The organism is Caulobacter sp. (assembly GCF_017744445.1).
In the GTDB taxonomy this organism is placed as follows: domain Bacteria; phylum Pseudomonadota; class Alphaproteobacteria; order Caulobacterales; family Caulobacteraceae; genus Caulobacter.
The window spans coordinates 177831-194659 of record NZ_JAGIBH010000002.1 but is presented as its reverse complement, the minus strand read 5'-3'; the positions used below and the strand labels follow the sequence as shown (position 1 = coordinate 194659).

The window sequence follows — 16829 nt, the reverse complement described above, 5'->3', positions numbered from 1 at the left end:
AGGGGTGAGAGGTTTCGCCATTGGCCGGATAGTCCGGACCGTTCCGCCAGCGCCCTTTAGTCAGAGTTTTGTCCGGAGAGAGTGTAACCTCTCACCCTCCCACCGCTTCGCGGTGGGCCCCTCCCTCTCTCTATGAGAGAGGGTTTTACTTGGCCCGCACACTCTCCGGCGGCCCGAGATAACTCTCCGCCACCGCCCCCCGCGACAGCACCAGCCGCTGGAACACCACCCCCGGATCCACCCGCCACAGCCGCACCTTGTGCGGACCGGCCGCGGGCACGTTCAGTGTCGTGGTCTGCGAGCGGACATTGTCCGCCACGGCCTTGTTCCAGGCCTTATCGGACTGATCCGGCTGGCTGTTGACCACCACCGGCGCGCCGTCGTCGAGCGACACCGCGTAGGTCAGGCCCTTGCCGCCCCGGAAGTCCAGCGTCGGCGAGACCAGCACGGTCAGGTCGACCGGTCCGGCCTTCTCGAAGTCCACGAGGTAGTCCAGCGACGCCCCGCCCTTCCCAGGCGTGCTCGCGGCGGAAGTGGTCGGATAGCTGGTCACGCCCGACAGCGTGCGCCCCAGGTTCGGGATCACTTTCCACACCCCGCCCGAGGCCGCCGCATAGTGCTCGGCCTCGATCGCCGTCAGGCCGCCGGCCTCGACGAAGGCGCCCTTGGCGGGCTTGCGGTCGGGGTTGGAGATCGGGGCGGGGATCGTTTTCGTCTCGCCATCGACCAGGGTGATCGTGGCGACGTGGTCGCCCTTCGGCGCCTTGGCCCAGTCGACCGAGACCTCCAGCCGCACGTCGCCGGTGTTGCTGGCCCGGCCCTTGGCGACCTTCAGCCACGGGACGTCGACGCTGGGCCGGACATTGATCGGCGCCCACTTGCTGAAGACGTCGATCCAGCGGCTCTGCGGGCCCCAGCGGGTCAGGGACGGCAAGGTTTCACCGCCGCCTTCCAGCGCCACGCCCCAGCCGCCGGTCGGGTCAGCGATCTGCGTCTTGGGGATGATGTTCGCATCCGGCTGCTGCCAGCCCGTATAGCCGATGTGGGTCTGGTCCATCATGTGGACCCACTTGCCGCCGTTGATGGCGTCGTGCTGGCGGGTCAGGTCGGCGTCGCGGTCGAACAGGTTCTGCACCAGAGTCGCCTGGGCCTTGGCGGCCATCCGGCCCTGGCTGGCATAGAGCCGGTTGCGGCCCGTGGCGATATACAGCCGGTTGAAGTTGGCGCTGGCCTTGATCGGGAACCAGACCAGCTGGAAGAAGGCGCTATCCTGGGCCTGGGGGATCACCGCGCGCAGGGCGTCGGCGCGTTTCTCGAGATCCGTCCACTCGGCCTCGACCCGCTCGGCTTCGCGGAAGTTCACGAGGCTGAAGGTCGCCTCATTGATCAGTTCGGGCTTACGGCGGGCGTTCAGCTTGGTGTAACCGTCCAGCAGCGCGGCGATCTCGGTGGCGTGGTCGGGCCCGAACTGCTGGGCCGCCCAGCCTTTCGTGTAGGCCGGCAGTTTCTCCAGCGGGATCGCGTCCGGGTTCCAGGCATAGTCCAGGAAGAACTCGGTCGGCAGCTCCATGGGCTTCAGGTCGCCGACATTGACGATCCATAGCTGGTTGGCCCCGTAGTCGGACGCCAGCTTCATCTGCTCCCAGGTGCGCTCGATCTGGTTGGTGTTCAACCACTTGTAGTTCCGGGGACCTCCCACATAGTCGAAGTGGTAGTAGACCCCGTAGCCGCCGGGGCGCGTCTTCCCCAGTTCCGGCAGGCGGCGGATGTTGCCCCAGTTGTCGTCGGCGAACAGCAGGGTGACGTCGTCGGGGACCCGCATGCCGGCGTCGTAATAGTCCTGGACCTCCTTGTAGAGCGCCCAGACCTGAGGGGTCTTGGCGGGGTCCTTGCCGGTCACCTCGCCGATGATCTTGCGCTGGTCGGCGACGATGGTTTCCAGGAGCTGGGTGGCCGTGCCTTCGCTCATCGGCTCGTCGCCGTCGCCGCGCATGCCGACCGTGACCAGGCTCTCGTTTGAGCCCATCCGCGTGACGCCCTCGCGCCAGAACTGGCGCAGCTTTTCGGAGTTCTTGGCGTAGTCCCAGCGGCCCTGGCCATAGCGCTCCCACTCGACGTGGGCGCGGCTCATCGGCTCGTGGTGCGAGGTTCCCAGCACGACGCCCATCTGGTCGGCCAGGGGCGCGCTCATCGGGTCGTCGTCATAGATCGACTTGCCCCACATGGCCGGCCACAGATAGTCGCCCTTCATCCGCAGGATCAGCTCGAACACCCGCTCGTAGAAGGCGTGGTTGAAGCCGCCGAAGGTCTTGTTGGCCCAGCCGTACAGGGCCGGGTTCTCGTCGTTCAGGAAGATGCCGCGGTACTTGACCGAGGGCTTCTGGACGTTGGCGCCGGGGGCGACGAAGACGTCGGTGCGCTTGGGGACGGGGACATCGGCCCACCAGGTCCAGGGCGAGACGCCGGCGCGTTCCGACAGGTCATAGGCCCCGAAGATCGTGCCGCGCTTGTCGGCTCCGGCGATGACCAGGGCGCGGGCGACGCCGGGCCGCGGGTTCTCGACCACCTGCTGGACGAAGGCTTCCCACTGGCCGGTGACTTTAGAGACGTCCAGCTTGCCCGAGGCGACCAGGGCGTCGATGGCGGCGCTCTTGCCGATCGTGCCGATGATGACGACCGGCGCGTCCTTGGCGGGGGCGGCGGTCCGGGACAGGGCGGCGAGGTCGTCGCGCAGGCCCTGGATCGCGCGGATCGCGCCGGGGAAGTCGGTCTGGTCGTACTCGATCCGCGCGGTCTTGCCGGCCGCGATCAGCGGGAAGGCGTCGGCGGAAGCGGTCAGCGTGATCGCGGCGGGTTCGGCGGCGAAGGTCGGGGTGGTGGTAAGAAGCCCAATCGCCAGGGCGAGAGCAGCAACCCCAATCCCGTTTCCCCGGCGAAAGCCGGGGCCCAGATCGAACCCACGAGCGTGTGCGCCCTTGGCGTTGGCGAAAGGCGCGAACACCCCAGTCTCTCCGGATAAATCTGGGCCCCGGCGTTCGCCGGGGAAACGAAGATGAGGATTGGTGGAGGGCATCTACTGAACCGAAACTTCGAACGGCCCCGCCGGCAAGCCCGACGCGTCGAACAGGTTGAAGGTCGGGCTGTCGGCCCAGGCGAAGCGGACCTTCGTCCCGACACCGGTCAGCACCACCGTGTTGCCGTCGATCTTCCCATCCGCCCAGCGGCAGGTCGCGTCGCACAGCTCGAAGCCTATGACGCGATCCGAGCCCCGCGCGACGAGACGTCCGCCGACCTGGGCGAAGCTCACCACCACCGTGTCGCCGACGCGCTTGGCCGAGACGACCTCCGGACCCGTGGTCACGGCTTCGCCATAGACGCGGCGGGCGGCCAGGGCGAGACGCCGGCCGACCTCCTGCTTCTCGCCCGGATGGATGTCCAGGGGATTGCCGATGTCGTGGGTGACGGCAAGGCCGGCGTGGCCATCGGCGACGACGGCGCGGCGCTGGGCGTCGCGCAGGGCGGCCGTGGCGAAGGTCCCCGGCTGCTCGGCGAAGGCCCCGTAGTCGGCCAGCTGCACCACCAGGAACGGAATGTCGGCGGCTTGGCCCTGGCGGCGCTCGGCCATGAAGGCGTTCAGCAGCGGAGCATAGGTCTGGTCGCGGCCGACATTGGTCTCGCCCTGGTACCAGGCCACGCCGGCATAGGCGTATGGACCCATGGGCGCCAGCATGCCGTTGTAGAGCGTCGAGACGCCGGCCAGGGTGTCCCACGGCGCGCGGGGCTGGTCGGGACCGACCCGAGGCTCGATCTGATAGGTCCAGGCGGTCAGCGGCAGCTTCGTGCCGTCGGCCAGGGTCAGGGCCCGCTTGGCCGGATCCCCGTACATGCCGCCATTGGCATAGGTGTCGTAGGCCGAGACCACGATCGTGTTCTTGCCCGCCTTTAGCGCGCCGGCCGCCAGCGGATAGTCGCGATCGACCCAGCCGCCCGAGGTCGCGCCGACGCCCACCCCGTTGAGGTAGGTGGTGTCCATGTCGTCGACTTGGCCGACGGCGAGGGTGGCGGTCTGTCGGGCCTGGGCGGCGGTCAGCTCGACCTGCGCCTTGAACCAGACCACGCCGTTGAAGTCGGCCAGGGCCGGCACGCCCCAGCGCTCCCAGACGCCCAGGCCGTCGGGCGCGGCTGTCCAGGCGCCGCCGCCCGTCCAGGGAGCGGTCGCCGCCGCGCCGGGATGCTTGGCGGTCCACCAGCCCTTGATGGTCTCGCCCCAGCGGCGGTTGGCGGCGGCGGGGTCCTTGAGCGAGAGTTCCAGGGTGGCGATGGCGTCGTCATAGCCGCCGACCTTGCGCAGGGCGGCCGGGGTCATCCAGGCCTCGATGCCGGACCCGCCCCACGAGGCGTGGACCAGGCCCATCGGAACCTTGCGCGTCTTCTGCAGCTCGCGGGCGAAGTAGAAGCAGGCGGCCGAGAAGGCGCCGACATTGTCCTTGTTGGTGGGCTTCCAGACCGGCGGCTTCTTGAAGTCGGCGGCGGGCGCGCGGCCGTCGGCCTTCTCGACCGTGACCATGCGGATCGTGTCGTTGGCCGCGCCGTTGTTGATCTGGTTCCAGGCGTCGCCCGAGGCGCCGACCTGCATCTCCATGTTCGACTGGCCCGAGCACAGCCAGACATCGCCGACCAGGACGTCGGCGGCGGCGGCGCTGCCCGAGGGGGCGGAGGCGGTGATCTGGTAGGGACCACCGGCGGGCGTGGCCGGGAAGTCGACGCGCCAGGCGCCGTCGGCGCCGGCCTTGGCGGTCAGGGTCTGGCCGGCGAAGGATGCGGTGACCGTCTCGCCGGGCTTGGCCGTGCCGAACACGGGCAGGGGCCGGTCGCGCTGGACGATGGCGTGGTCGGAGAACAGGCCGTTGAGGAGAGACTGGGCGGAGGCTGGCGAGACGGCGAGGGCGGCCAGCAGGATCGGCGCGAAACGGCGCATGGGGGAGTCCTCCGTCCGCCTCTCTCGGGCGGTATCAATCTAACCCCGTTTCCCCGGCGAAAGCCGGGGGCCCAGATTCATCCGGAGCGGTCTGGGTGGGCCCGCCGAAAGCCTCGGCAAAGCCCACTCTGCCCTGGGCTCGATCTGGGCCCCGGCTTTCGCCGGGGAGATCGGTTTTTGGGAAAGCGCTTCAGTAGCCTTACGCCACCGTCAGCGTCGCCGCCTTCAGGTCCACGGAGTTCGGGCCGACCAGGATCTTGAAATCCCCCGGCTCCACGACCCGCTTCATGTCCAGGTTCCACATCCACAGATCCGACGGCTTGATCTCGAAGGTCACCGTGGTCTTGGCGCCGGCCGCCAAGGTCACGCGCTTGAAGTGCTTCAGCTCCAGCACCGGACGGGTGACGCTGGCCTCCTCGTCGTGGACATACAGCTGCACCACCTCGTCGCCGGCGACCTTGCCGGTATTGGTGACATCGACCTCGACCTTGACGCTTTCGGTCGTGCCGATCTTGGCCTTGGCCAGGCGCGGGGCCGAGATGTCGAAGGTGGTGTACGACAGGCCGAAGCCGAACGGGTACAGCGGGCTGGTGTCGCCCAGCAGGTAGCCGCGGCGAGCCGTGGGCTTGCGGTTGTAGTAGATCGGCAGCTGGCCGACGTCGCGGGCGATGCTGACCGGCAGCTTGCCGCCCGGATTGGCGCGGCCAAACAGCACGTCGGCGGCGGCGAAGCCGGTCTGCTCGCCAAGGTACCAGCCCTCGATGATGGCGTCGGCGCGTTGGGCCAGCAGGTTGATCGACAGCGGGCGGCCGTTCAGCAGGAACACCACGGTCGGCTTGCCCAGGTCGAAGATCGCCTTGGCCAGGTCATTCTGCTGGCCGATCAGGTCCAGGCTGTCGCGGTCGCCCAGGTGAGCGTCGGCCCAGGCCTCGCGACTGGTCTGCTCGTTGTCGCCCAGCACCATGACCACCACGTCGGCGTTCTTGGCGACCTCGACGGCTTCAGCGATCAGCTTGGCGTTGACGGCCGGGTCGACCAGCTTGACCTCGTCCTGGGCCCAGATGCGCGACTCGGTGATGCGCACGGCCTCGGCGTAGTCCAGCTGGAAGCCCTGGGCCTTGGCCTCGGCGGTCAGGCCCTCGTGGATCGAGACCACGTGGCGAGGGATGTCCGAATAGCCGCCGATCGGGGTGTCCTTGGCGTGGGTGCCCAGCAGGGCCACGCGTTTCACCTTCTTGCCGTCCAGCGGCAGCAGGCCCTTGTCGTTCTTCAGCAGAACCACGGCCTTGCGGGCGGCCTCGCGGGCCAGGGCGATGGCGTCGGCCGTGTTGGTCTTGGCGTCGGCCGTCTTCTCGTCGACGTACGGGTTCTCGAACAGGCCGCCTTCGAACTTCATGGTCAGGACGCGGGCGACGGCGGCGTCGATCTCGAACTGCGGGATGCGGCCGGCCTTCACCAGGTCCGGGATCAGGGCGTAGGCCTCGCCGTCGGGCAGCTCGACATCGACGCCGGCATGCATGGCCATCACGGCGGTCTGGCCCAGGTCGGTGGTCAGCTTGTGGCGGGCGATCAGCTCCTTGATCGCGAAGTAGTCGCTCTGGATCGAGCCCTTATAGCCCCACTCCTCGCGCAGGATCTTGGTCAGCAGCCAGCGGTTGGCGTGCGAGGGGACGCCGTCGATCTCGTTGTACGACGGCATGACCGCGCGCACCGGCAGCTCGGTCACCGCGCGCTCAAAGGGCGGGAAGAAGTTCTCGCGCAGGGTGCGCTCGGCGATCTGGGCCGGGCCGACATTGGTGCCGTTCTCGGGCTGGCCGTGGCCGGTCATGTGCTTGAGGGTGACGAAGACCTTGTCCTTGGCCAGCGGCAGGGTCGTGCCCTGGAAGCCGCGGATGGCGGCCAGGCCGATCTCGGCGCAGACGTGCGGGTCCTCGCCATAGGTCTCCTCGATGCGGCCCCAGCGGGGGTCGCGGGCCACGTCGACGACCGGCGCGAGCGCCAGGTTCGAACCCCGGGCGCGCATCTCGCGGGCGGCGACGGCGAAGATCTTCTCGGTCAGCTCGGTGTCGAAGGTCGAGGCCAGGGCGATGGCCTGCGGGAAGCTGGTGGCGTCACGCGCCACATAGCCGTGCAGGGCCTCGTCGTGCATCAGCAGCGGGATGCCCAGGCGGGTCTTTTCCATCGCCCACTTCTGGGCGGCGTTGGTGTAGCGGGCGGTTTCCTTGGCGTTGCGGTTGATCGCGCCGTCGTCGGCGCCGGCGGCCGCATCGACCACGGTGGCGGGCTTGAGGCCCTTACGGTCCGACGGACGCGAGATCTGGCCCAGGCCATTGGGGAAGTTCTTGGCCGCCTGTTCGGCCGAGAACTCGCCGGCGTCGGTCTGGATCTTGGCCTTGGTCAGCCAGATGCCGATCAGCTGGGCGGCCTTCTCTTCCAGCGTCATGCGGCCCAGCAGGTCCTGGACGCGGGCGTCGATCGGCTGGGTCGGATCCTTGTAGAGCGGCTTGTCGCCCTTTTTAGCGGCCTTTTCGGCGGCTTGAACCAGGCCAGGCATGGCGGCCGCGGAGAGGGCGGCGAGGCTCGCGCCGAACAGGCGGCGGGTGAGGGTGGTGGTCATCCTGGTGCTTCCCCGAGGCTGCGCATTGCGTCATGGCGGCTCTGAGCTGGCCGCCGTTGGCCGGCACTATGGGGGCAGTTGTCTGACCACTCAAGGCAGAAATGGTACCGGTCTCATTTCTGTCTTGCGCGGCCTGCTAGTGCAAGGCGGTCGTCTGGGCGGGCGGCGCTATGTGGGTCTCGTCCATCCAGGCTGGCCAGGCGCTCGTCGGCCAGCCGCCGGCGACATATTGGTTGCGAACGATGCCCAGCCACTGGCGCAGGGCCTCGAAGGGAAGCGGCAGGCTGGCCAATGGGGTGTTGTCCTCGGTCTTGAAGACCAGGATGGCGCCCTCCGCGCGAGTGGCGATGTCGACCGTGACCACCAGGGCGTTCGTCTCCGGAGCGGCCGCCCGCACCGCCGCCTCGATGGGCAAGGACGCTTCGGCGGCCTGCTGGGCGAACTCCTGCAACAGCTCGCCGCCGGCCCCGCCCTGACGCTCCAGCCATCCGGTCAGCTGCGGGACCAGCAGGTTGAGCAGCTTCTGCGTCAGCCACAACACCACGATCTGATCGTCGCCCGTCGCGCCCGTCAGCCGCAGGCGGTCCTCGATCGTCACGTATTCGGTCGTGATGCGCTGGAGTTCAGGGCAGTCCGGCATAGCCGACTGAATAGCGGGGCGGCCGGCCGAGCGCCAAGGCCGCGGACGTAAAAAAGGGCCCGCCTTGGGAGAGGGAGCGGGCCCTTTTCGGTACGCGTTCAGAGGGATTGAACAGTCGGGAAGATGACACACCGGCCGTCTTCCCGCCCTTCCCCAAATCGTCGCAGGCTGCGAGCGGTTCGCAACCTGGCGACGTATAGCTCGCCTGTTACTTGCGCGGCGTCAGGATGTCGTCCAGGCGCGACGGCGCGCCAGGGATCTTCTCCAGGCGCGGGTAACGCAGGCCACCGCGATAGTCGATCTTGACCATCCGATAGCGCGAGCCGTCCTTGATCAGCAGCTCGACCAGCGGGTTCTCGGGCTTCACGGCGGCGGTGACGGCGGCCTTCAGCTTGTCGCCATCGAAGGCCTCGCCGTTGACCGCCACGACCGTCAGGCCCTGGGTCAGGCCGGCCTTGAATGCCGGGCCGCCCCACTGCACGTCGCTGAGCACGCCGTCCGAGCCGACCGACAGGCCCAGCGAATAGGGCAGGCCGGTGCTCTTGGACTTGCTCTCCGCCGTCTTCATGAACTCGGTGGGCGTGTCGGTATAGACCAGCTTGTAGCCGCCGCGCGCATAGCCATCCAGCGGGGCCTTTTCCTGCACGTCCTGGATGCGGGTCTTCAGGAAGGTGGCCCAGTCATAGGCGTAGACGCCGTTCAGCGTGCTGACCACGTCGTCGAACGTGTAGGTGCGCGACACGTACGAGCCGTTGTCGACGCCGAAGAAGGCCTTGGCGAAGTCGTCGAGCGACTTCTTGCCGCCGGTCTTCTCGCGGATCAGGGTGTCGGCGTCGAGCCAGACCAGCAGGCCTTCGGAATAGTAGTCCTCGCTGCGCTGGTAGCTGAGCCACGACAGCGGCTTGCGGTTGGCGATGATCGGGTCGTTGGTGGTGTCCTGCACCGGACGCCAGTCGCGGCCGCGACGGTTGTCGTAGGTCGCGGCGGTGGCCGCCAGGCTGTCCAGGGCTTGCTGCTTGGTCAGCAGGCCCGAGCGGGCGGCCAGGACGTTGCCCCAGTACTGGGTCTGGCCCTCATAGACCCACATCATGCTGTCGCGCATCGGCACGTTCAGGTTCGGGGTCCACAGGTCGGCGGCGCGGCGGAACTTGCCGTTCCACGAGTGGGTGTACTCGTGGCTCAGCAGGTCGCGGCCCACGAAGCTCTTGTCCCACTCGGTGAAGTACTTCGGAACCACGCGGTTTTCGGACGAGCGGTGGTGCTCCAGGCCGATGCCGCCGATCTTGTCCGACAGGAAGACCAGGAAGTCGTAGTGGTCGTAGTGGTGCGAGCCGTACAGCTTGTAGGCCTGCTGCACGAGATCCTTGTGGATCTGGATGTGCTCGGGCTTGGCGTCCAGCAGCTCTGGGCTGTCGGCGACCAGGTTCAGGCGGACGGGCGCGGGACCGGTCGGGTCCAGGTCGATCGACTTGAAGTACTTGCCGGCGAAGATCGGCGAGTCGACCAGGGTCTCGACCGTGGTGGTCTTGAAGGTGGTCGTGGCGCCCTCGGTCTTGGCGGTTTCCAGCGCCGTGGCCAGCTTCCAGCCGTCGGGCAGCTTGACGCTGGCGTCGATCGGGATCTGGCGGGTGTAGTAGCCGGCCGGGTACATGGTGACCTGCAGCCATTGCAGGTTCAGCATCTCGGGCGTGACTTCCGTGCGGCCGACCTTGGCCTCGACGGCGGTCAGGAACTGGTAGCTGATCTGCAGTTCCGTCACGCCGGCCGGGACGTCGACGTGGAAGGCGTTCACCGACACCACGTCACGGGTCCAGGGGATGCGCTTGCCATTGGCCGTGACGACCAGGCCCGCCAGCTTGTCCAGGTCGTTGCGCGGCGAGTGACCGCCCGGGACCCACTGCGGATACAGGAACACGAAGTCGCCCGCCTTGCTGACCGGCATGGTCGTGGTGACGTTCCAGATCTTGCGGTCCAGATCGGTGGCGTCGACGGCCACCTTGACCGTGCCAGCATAGGGCACGTCGCGCGGGGCTTCGATCGGCGGGGTCGTCGAGGCGGCCTCCGGCATCGGCTGGTTGGCGGCCGGGGTCGGGACCTGGGCCATGGCGGCGGTCGCGACCAGCGACAGGACGGAGACGGAGAAGAACAGCGCTTTCACGAAACACCCCAATGCGGCGCGCGGGCTCCCTCCCGCGGCTGAGAAGCCGGGATGTTTGTGTCGTTAACCTGTGCTTGTCGAGAACAACTTGGCCTCCGTATGCAGAACATGGGTACGCGGAGCGCTGTTCCGTTTCCGGACGGAAACAAAGCGACGCGCGCGCAATCGGAACGCCCGGTTTACAGGGGTTTCGAGTGTGACATAAAAATATATGCATATCTTTATGTCATGGGGTGAGCGATGGAAGCGCTTCTGTTCGTGCTGGCGGCGACGGCCTTGCTGGGCTCGCCTGGCCCGGGGATCGCCGCGTTGATCGTGGCGGGGCGCACCCTGGGCTTGGCCGGCGGCTTGCGGCTCTATGCCGGGATGCAGGTCGGCCTGGCCCTGGCGGCGGGGCTCAGCGCGGCGGGACTGGCCTCGTTGCTGGCGGCCGCGCCGGTGCTGCGGTTGGCGCTGACGGTGGTGTCGGTCGGCTATCTGGTCTGGCTGGCCTGGAGCGTGGCGACCGCGCCGCCGGAAGGGGAGGTCGGTGGCGGGACCTCGGCCAGCCTGACCTTCGCGGGCGGCTTCGTGCTGGGGGCGGCCAATCCCAAGGCCTATCTGGCCTTCGTTTCGCTGTTCGGCTCGTTCGTGGTGGCCAGCCCGCGCTGGGATGCGCCGGTGAAGTGGGCGCTGTGCGTGGCGGTGATGATCGTGGTGGATATCGCCTGGCTGGCGCTGGGCGTGGTGCTGGGCCGGGTGAAGCTGGGCGTGAAGGGCCAGCGGGCCATGAACTGGGCCATGGGCGGCGCGATCCTGGCGGCGGCCGGGATGGCGGCGGTGGGGTAGTAAAGAAGAGGCCCCGGCTGACGCCGGGGCCTTCAGGCTTACAGCGGATCCGACAGCGGCACGCTCGTCGCCGTCGTTCCGGTCCCGCGGTCGATACGCAGGTTGTTCTGGACGTTGTCGACACCCGTCACGCTCTCGGCCAGGGCCTCGGCGCGCTTCTTGTCCTCGCGCGAGCGGACCGAGCCAGTCAGGGTGACGTCGCCGTCGGAGACCGAGACCTCGATGTCGCTGGCGTTCAGCCAGCTGTCGTCGGTCAGGCGGTCGCTGACATCCTCGCGGATGCGCTCGTCCGAGCGGCGATAGCCTTTCGGCCCACGGCCACGATGAGCGCCGTCGGCTTCGCGCCGGTGCAGGGCGTCCTGGTCGCCCATCCACGAGGAGACCTCGTCACGGGCTTTGTCGAACCAGCTGCGATCCTCCTCGTGCCGCCGGCCGGGGCCGAACGCGCGATAGGGATCGTGATTGCCATAGGCGCCGCGATAGCTGCGCTCCCGGGCTTCCTGGTCACGGTCGTGGTGGTCGAAATAGCGCTCGTCGCCATAGTCGGCCGTGCGGCTGGAATAGCCGCTGGAGCCGTAGTCGCCGGTCGCGCCGCCGAAGTCGTGGCCGCCCACCCGGCCATAGCCGCCTGGCGACTCGTAGCCGCGGGATCCGGCGCCGTAGTCGCGCGTCCCTTGCTGGGCGGCGCGCAGGAACTCGCTGCCGCCGCGACTTGGGCTACGATTGGAGCCGTTATAACGCTCGCGCGGCGCGTCCTGCCCGTACGAGCGGTCATAGCCGGAATTGGCGTAGCTGGACCGTTCGGGGTCTCGTCGGCGCGACGCGTCGTAGCCGTAGCCACGATCCTGGCGGTTGCGGTCGAAATCGCCGTCGGCCTCGACATCGAAGCGGCCTTCGCGGTCATTCCATCTCTGGGGCATGGATCTTCTCCGTGGCGTTGTTGAAAGCTGTGGGCGCGTCGAGGCGCCCCGGCTCTCAAAACGGAGAGGGCGGAGTCGGTGTTCCTACTGCCGAGCTGCGAACCGTTAATCTGTGGGTAACTTGTGGGGGATTGATCCCCCGGCTTGGATGGCGGGCCTGCGACCGCTTATGCCGAAGCGTCATCCTACATAGGGTGTTGTTTTCTGGCCCGCGAAGTTCCGCCTACCCCTAGATGCGTTTCGACGATCGTTTCCTCGAAGAACTGAAGTCCCGCCTTCGCCCGTCCGACGTCGTCGGCAAGTCGGTGAAGCTGCGGCGGCAGGGGCGCGAATATGCGGGGCTGTCGCCGTTCACCAAGGAGAAGAGCCCGTCGTTCTTCGTCAATGACGAGAAGGGCTTCTATCACTGCTTCTCCAGCGGCAAGCACGGCGACATCATCAGCTTCCTGCAGGAGACCGAGCGGCTGACCTTCGCCGAGGCGGTCGAGCGGCTGGCGGCCGAAGCCGGCATGACCCTGCCCGCCGTCGATCCGCAGATGGCCCGCGAGGAGCAGAAGCGTTCATCCCTGGGCGACTGGATGGAGCTGGCCACCGCCTGGTTCGAGGCCGAGCTGCGTCGCCCTGGTGGCCAGACCGCCCGCGCCTACCTCGAAAAGCGCGGCCTGCCCGAGAAGGAATGGAGCCGCTTCCGCATCGGCTTTTCGCCCAACAACCGCACGGGCCTGAAGGACTATCTGGTCGCCAAGGGCGCCAAGCCGGGCGACCTGGTGGACGCCGGCGTGCTGATCTCGCCCGAGGACGGCGGCCAGCCCTATGACCGCTTCCGCGACCGCATCATCTTCCCGATCGCCGACAGCCGGGGGAAGGTCGTCTCGTTCGGCGGCCGGGCCATGGATCCCAACGCCCGCGCCAAATACCTGAACGGTCCCGAGACCGGGCTCTTCCACAAGAGCCGGGTCCTCTATGGCCTGTTCGAGGCCCGAAAGATCCTGCACGCCAACCAGTCGGCCGCGCCTAACGAGCGCACGCCGATGGTGGTGGTCGAGGGCTATATGGACGTCATCGCCTGCCAGCGCGCCAACGTGCCGGCCGTGGCGGCCATGGGCACGGCCCTGACCGAGGAGCAGATGGAGGCCCTGTGGCGCCTGCATCCCGAGCCGACCCTGTGCTTCGACGGCGACAAGGCCGGCCAGCGCGCCGCCCACCGCGCGATCGACCGCGCCCTGCCGCTGCTCAAGCCCGGCCGCTCGTTCCGCTTCTCGATGCCGGTCGGCGGCAAGGATCCCGACGACGTGCTGCGCGACCAGGGTCCCGAGGCCCTGCGCGAGCAGCTGGCCGACACCAAGCCCTTCGTGGTCGCCCTGTTCGAACGCGAGCGGGATCTCGAGGAACTGGACACCCCCGAGCGCAAGGCCGGCCTGCGCCAGCGCCTGCGCGCCGCCGCCGGGACCATCGCCGACAAGGACCTGGCCCAGGCCTACAAGGACGACCTGCGCGAACGCTATGACGAACTGTTCCAGCGCCGGCGGCCGCCTCAAGACGGCGGCGGCGGGGAGTATGGCGGCGGCTTCAACGGCGGCGGCGGCGGTTTCCGCGACCGTCCGTTCACGCCCCGAAGCGGGGGCGGTGGGACCTGGAAGAACGGCAAGCGCGAGCCGCCCGACCCGGGCCTGCGTCCGACGGCGCGGGTGCAGATCACCGGCCGCATCAAGCCCTTCCACGCCGCCATCGCCCTGGCCGCCATCGACCATCCCGGCTGGGCACGCAGCTATGACGAGGCGATCGAGCGTGTCGGCTTCGGGGATCCGCGCCTCAAGCCTCTGTCGCACGAGCTGTTCCTGGCCCTGTGCGACGACCACGGCGACGATGTGCCCCTGCGCGAGCGGCTGTCGCGCAAGGGCCTGTCCGAACCGTTGGCCGAGATCGAGCGGCTGGCGATCTCGGACGCCCCGTTCCTGGACGCCCGCTTCGACCCGGCCAAGGCCCGCGCCCTGTGGGCCGCCTGCTACGAGGCGGTGATCGAGATCGCCGATTCCGAGCGGGCCCTGGAGGGCATGCGCCGCGAGGAGGTCACCGCCGCCAGCCTCGCCGCCACCCGCGATCTGCGCGACCGGATCGGCGTCCTGCAGCGCCAGATCAGCAATCTGGAGTTCTGGCGGGCGCAGTAACGGCCCTTCTCCGTCTTCCCGGCGAAAGCCGGGATCCAGATCGAACCCACTACGCGAAGTGGTCTTGGCTAGGCCCCATGCGCGATCGCCCAAACCTCTCCGGATGGATCTGGGCCCTGGCTTTCGCCGGAGAAACGGGTGGGAGAGGAGCCTGCAAATTTTGCGATAGTCACCCGTGCCATCTTGACACCGGCGTCACCCAAAGCCACATGCCGACTCAAGGAACTGCCAAGCAACTGACTGACATCGCTCGGGCCGCCGCAGCGCGCGCCCTATACCGAAACAGGATGTCACCCTCGTTGCCGCCCCAGGTCCCCAGCGGTCGTCGACCCGATCAGGGCAGACGCCAGGCCGCGCCCACGCCTCTGGGCCTCCGCCGGGTTTCCCGCGGAGCGTTCGTACATGGCGGAAAGGGCGCGCTTGGGCGGCTTCTGACGGGAACGTGATCGTTGGGCGTGCGCTGAATCACAGCGCCGACCGACGACGGCGGTCCTTTTCGAAACGGATTTTCTCGGCGCCGCTCTTGCAGAGCTGGCGGTGTCGATTTCGGAGAGCTTGATGAGCAACAATTCCTCGGCCGAGACGGAAGCGCCCGAAGCCACCGGTGGTGACGGTCCTCTGCTCGACCTGACCGATGCCGGCGTAAAGAAGTTCATCAAGCAGGCGAAAGCCCGCGGCTACGTCACGATGGACGAGCTGAACAAGGTGCTGCCGTCCGAGGAAGTCAGTCCCGACGCCATCGAAGACACGCTGGCCATGCTCAGCGAGATGGGCGTCAACGTCGTTGAAGCCGAAGAAGACGCCGAGGGCTCGGAAGGCGGCGAAGTCGCCACCCGTGACGAGAACACCGCCGTCATCACCAGCGACAAGCCGGCCGCCTACGACCGCACCGACGACCCCGTGCGCATGTATCTGCGCGAAATGGGCTCGGTCGAGCTGCTGTCGCGCGAGGGCGAAATCGCCATCGCCAAGCGCATCGAGGCCGGCCGCGACACCATGATCCGCGGCCTGTGCGAGTCGGCCCTGACCTTCGAAGCCATCATGGTGTGGCGCGAGGAACTGGGCACCGGCCGCATCCTGCTGCGTGAAGTGATCGACCTGGAAGCCACCTATGCCGCGATCAACGGCGTGGCCGCCCAGCCGGCCGCCGACGACGAGGAAGGCCCGGCCGAGCCCGTCGACGATGAAGCCGGCGGCGAGCAGAAGGCCGAGGGCGAAGGCGGCGAGGACGAGGACGACTTCGACGACGGCGCCGGGCCCACCGTCAGCGCCATGGAAGGCGAGCTGCGCGAAGGCGTCATGGCCATCCTGGACGCCATCGCCAGCGAGTTCGAAAGCTTCCGCAAGCTGCAGGACAAGCTGGTCGGCAGCCGCCTGAAGGGCGAGGACCTGACCGACGCCGACCGCAAGGCCTATGAAGGCCTGTCGGCGACGATCATCCAGCACCTGAAGACGCTGAAGCTGAACAACAATCGTATCGAGGCTCTGGTCGAGCAGCTCTATGCGATCAACAAGCGCCTGATCGGCCTGGAAGGCCGCCTGCTGCGCCTGGCCGACAGCTACGGCATCAGCCGCGGCGAGTTCCTGAAGGCCTATTTCGGTTCGGAGCTGAACCCGAACTGGGGCGACCAGGTCAAGGGCATGGGCGTGCGCTGGACCAAGTTCGTCGAGAACGACAGCCAGTCGGTGACCGACATCCGTGGCGAGATCGCCGCCCTGGCCACCGAGACCGGCGTGCCGATCGACGACTATCGCCGCATCGTCCAGACGGTGCAGAAGGGCGAGCGCGAGGCCCGTCAGGCCAAGAAGGAGATGGTGGAAGCCAACCTCCGTCTCGTGATCTCGATCGCCAAGAAGTACACCAACCGCGGCCTGCAGTTCCTGGACCTGATCCAGGAAGGCAATATCGGCCTGATGAAGGCGGTCGATAAGTTCGAATACCGTCGCGGCTACAAGTTCTCGACCTACGCCACCTGGTGGATCCGCCAGGCGATCACCCGCTCGATCGCCGACCAGGCCCGGACCATCCGTATCCCGGTGCACATGATCGAGACGATCAACAAGATCGTCCGCACCAGCCGCCAGATGCTGCACGAGATCGGCCGCGAGCCGACCCCGGAAGAGCTGGCCGAAAAGCTGGCCATGCCGCTGGAAAAGGTCCGCAAGGTCCTGAAGATCGCCAAGGAGCCGATCTCGCTCGAAACGCCGATCGGCGACGAGGAAGACAGCCACCTGGGCGACTTCATCGAGGACAAGAACGCCGTCCTGCCGATCGACGCGGCCATCCAGTCCAACCTGCGGGAGACCACCACCCGCGTGCTGGCCTCGCTGACCCCGCGCGAAGAACGCGTGCTGCGCATGCGCTTCGGCATCGGTATGAACACCGACCACACCCTGGAAGAAGTCGGCCAGCAGTTCTCGGTCACCCGCGAACGCATCCGCCAGATCGAAGCCAAGGCCCTGCGCAAGCTGAAGCACCCGAGCCGGTCGCGGAAGCTGCGGAGCTTCCTGGACAGCTAA

At 67.8% G+C, this 16829-nt stretch carries 9 protein-coding genes; 3 read left to right on the top strand and 6 right to left on the bottom strand.

Annotated features, from left to right (window positions below; all coding sequences use genetic code 11):
* Window positions 1-145: 145 nt before the first annotated feature.
* From J7528_RS04295 to J7528_RS04275, 5 genes are all read right to left on the bottom strand, one after another.
* Window positions 146-3001, bottom strand: coding sequence for a glycosyl hydrolase 115 family protein (locus J7528_RS04295; RefSeq protein ID WP_291871690.1), 2856 nt, complete (start codon window positions 2999-3001; stop codon window positions 146-148).
* A gap of 72 nt (window positions 3002-3073) precedes the next feature.
* Window positions 3074-4978, bottom strand: a complete 1905-nt coding sequence (locus J7528_RS04290; protein WP_291871688.1) for a sialate O-acetylesterase — start codon at window positions 4976-4978, stop codon at window positions 3074-3076.
* 199 nt (window positions 4979-5177) lie between these two features.
* Complete coding sequence (locus J7528_RS04285; RefSeq protein WP_291871686.1) at window positions 5178-7595, bottom strand: glycoside hydrolase family 3 N-terminal domain-containing protein; 2418 nt, start codon at window positions 7593-7595, stop codon at window positions 5178-5180.
* Between the two features lie 136 nt (window positions 7596-7731).
* Complete coding sequence (locus J7528_RS04280; protein WP_291871684.1) at window positions 7732-8235, bottom strand: hypothetical protein; 504 nt, start codon at window positions 8233-8235, stop codon at window positions 7732-7734.
* A 208-nt stretch (window positions 8236-8443) separates the two neighbouring features.
* Entirely contained in the window at window positions 8444-10405 is a 1962-nt protein-coding gene (locus J7528_RS04275) for a peptidase M61 (protein WP_291871682.1), read from the bottom strand.
* 228 nt (window positions 10406-10633) lie between these two features.
* Here J7528_RS04275 and J7528_RS04270 point away from each other — a divergent pair, with 228 nt between their 5' ends.
* Window positions 10634-11221, top strand: coding sequence for a LysE family transporter (locus J7528_RS04270; protein ID WP_291871680.1), 588 nt, complete (start codon window positions 10634-10636; stop codon window positions 11219-11221).
* Window positions 11222-11259: 38 nt separating this feature from the next.
* Here J7528_RS04270 and J7528_RS04265 read toward each other — a convergent pair whose 3' ends face one another.
* A complete protein-coding gene (locus tag J7528_RS04265) occupies window positions 11260-12141 on the bottom strand; it encodes a BON domain-containing protein (protein ID WP_291871678.1) in 882 nt (293 codons plus the stop codon).
* A gap of 233 nt (window positions 12142-12374) precedes the next feature.
* On the opposite strand from J7528_RS04265, the gene dnaG reads away from it, so the two are divergent.
* Complete coding sequence (gene dnaG, locus J7528_RS04260) at window positions 12375-14309, top strand: DNA primase (protein WP_291871676.1); 1935 nt, start codon at window positions 12375-12377, stop codon at window positions 14307-14309.
* A 558-nt stretch (window positions 14310-14867) separates the two neighbouring features.
* Complete coding sequence (rpoD, locus tag J7528_RS04255) at window positions 14868-16829, top strand: RNA polymerase sigma factor RpoD (RefSeq protein WP_291871674.1); 1962 nt, start codon at window positions 14868-14870, stop codon at window positions 16827-16829.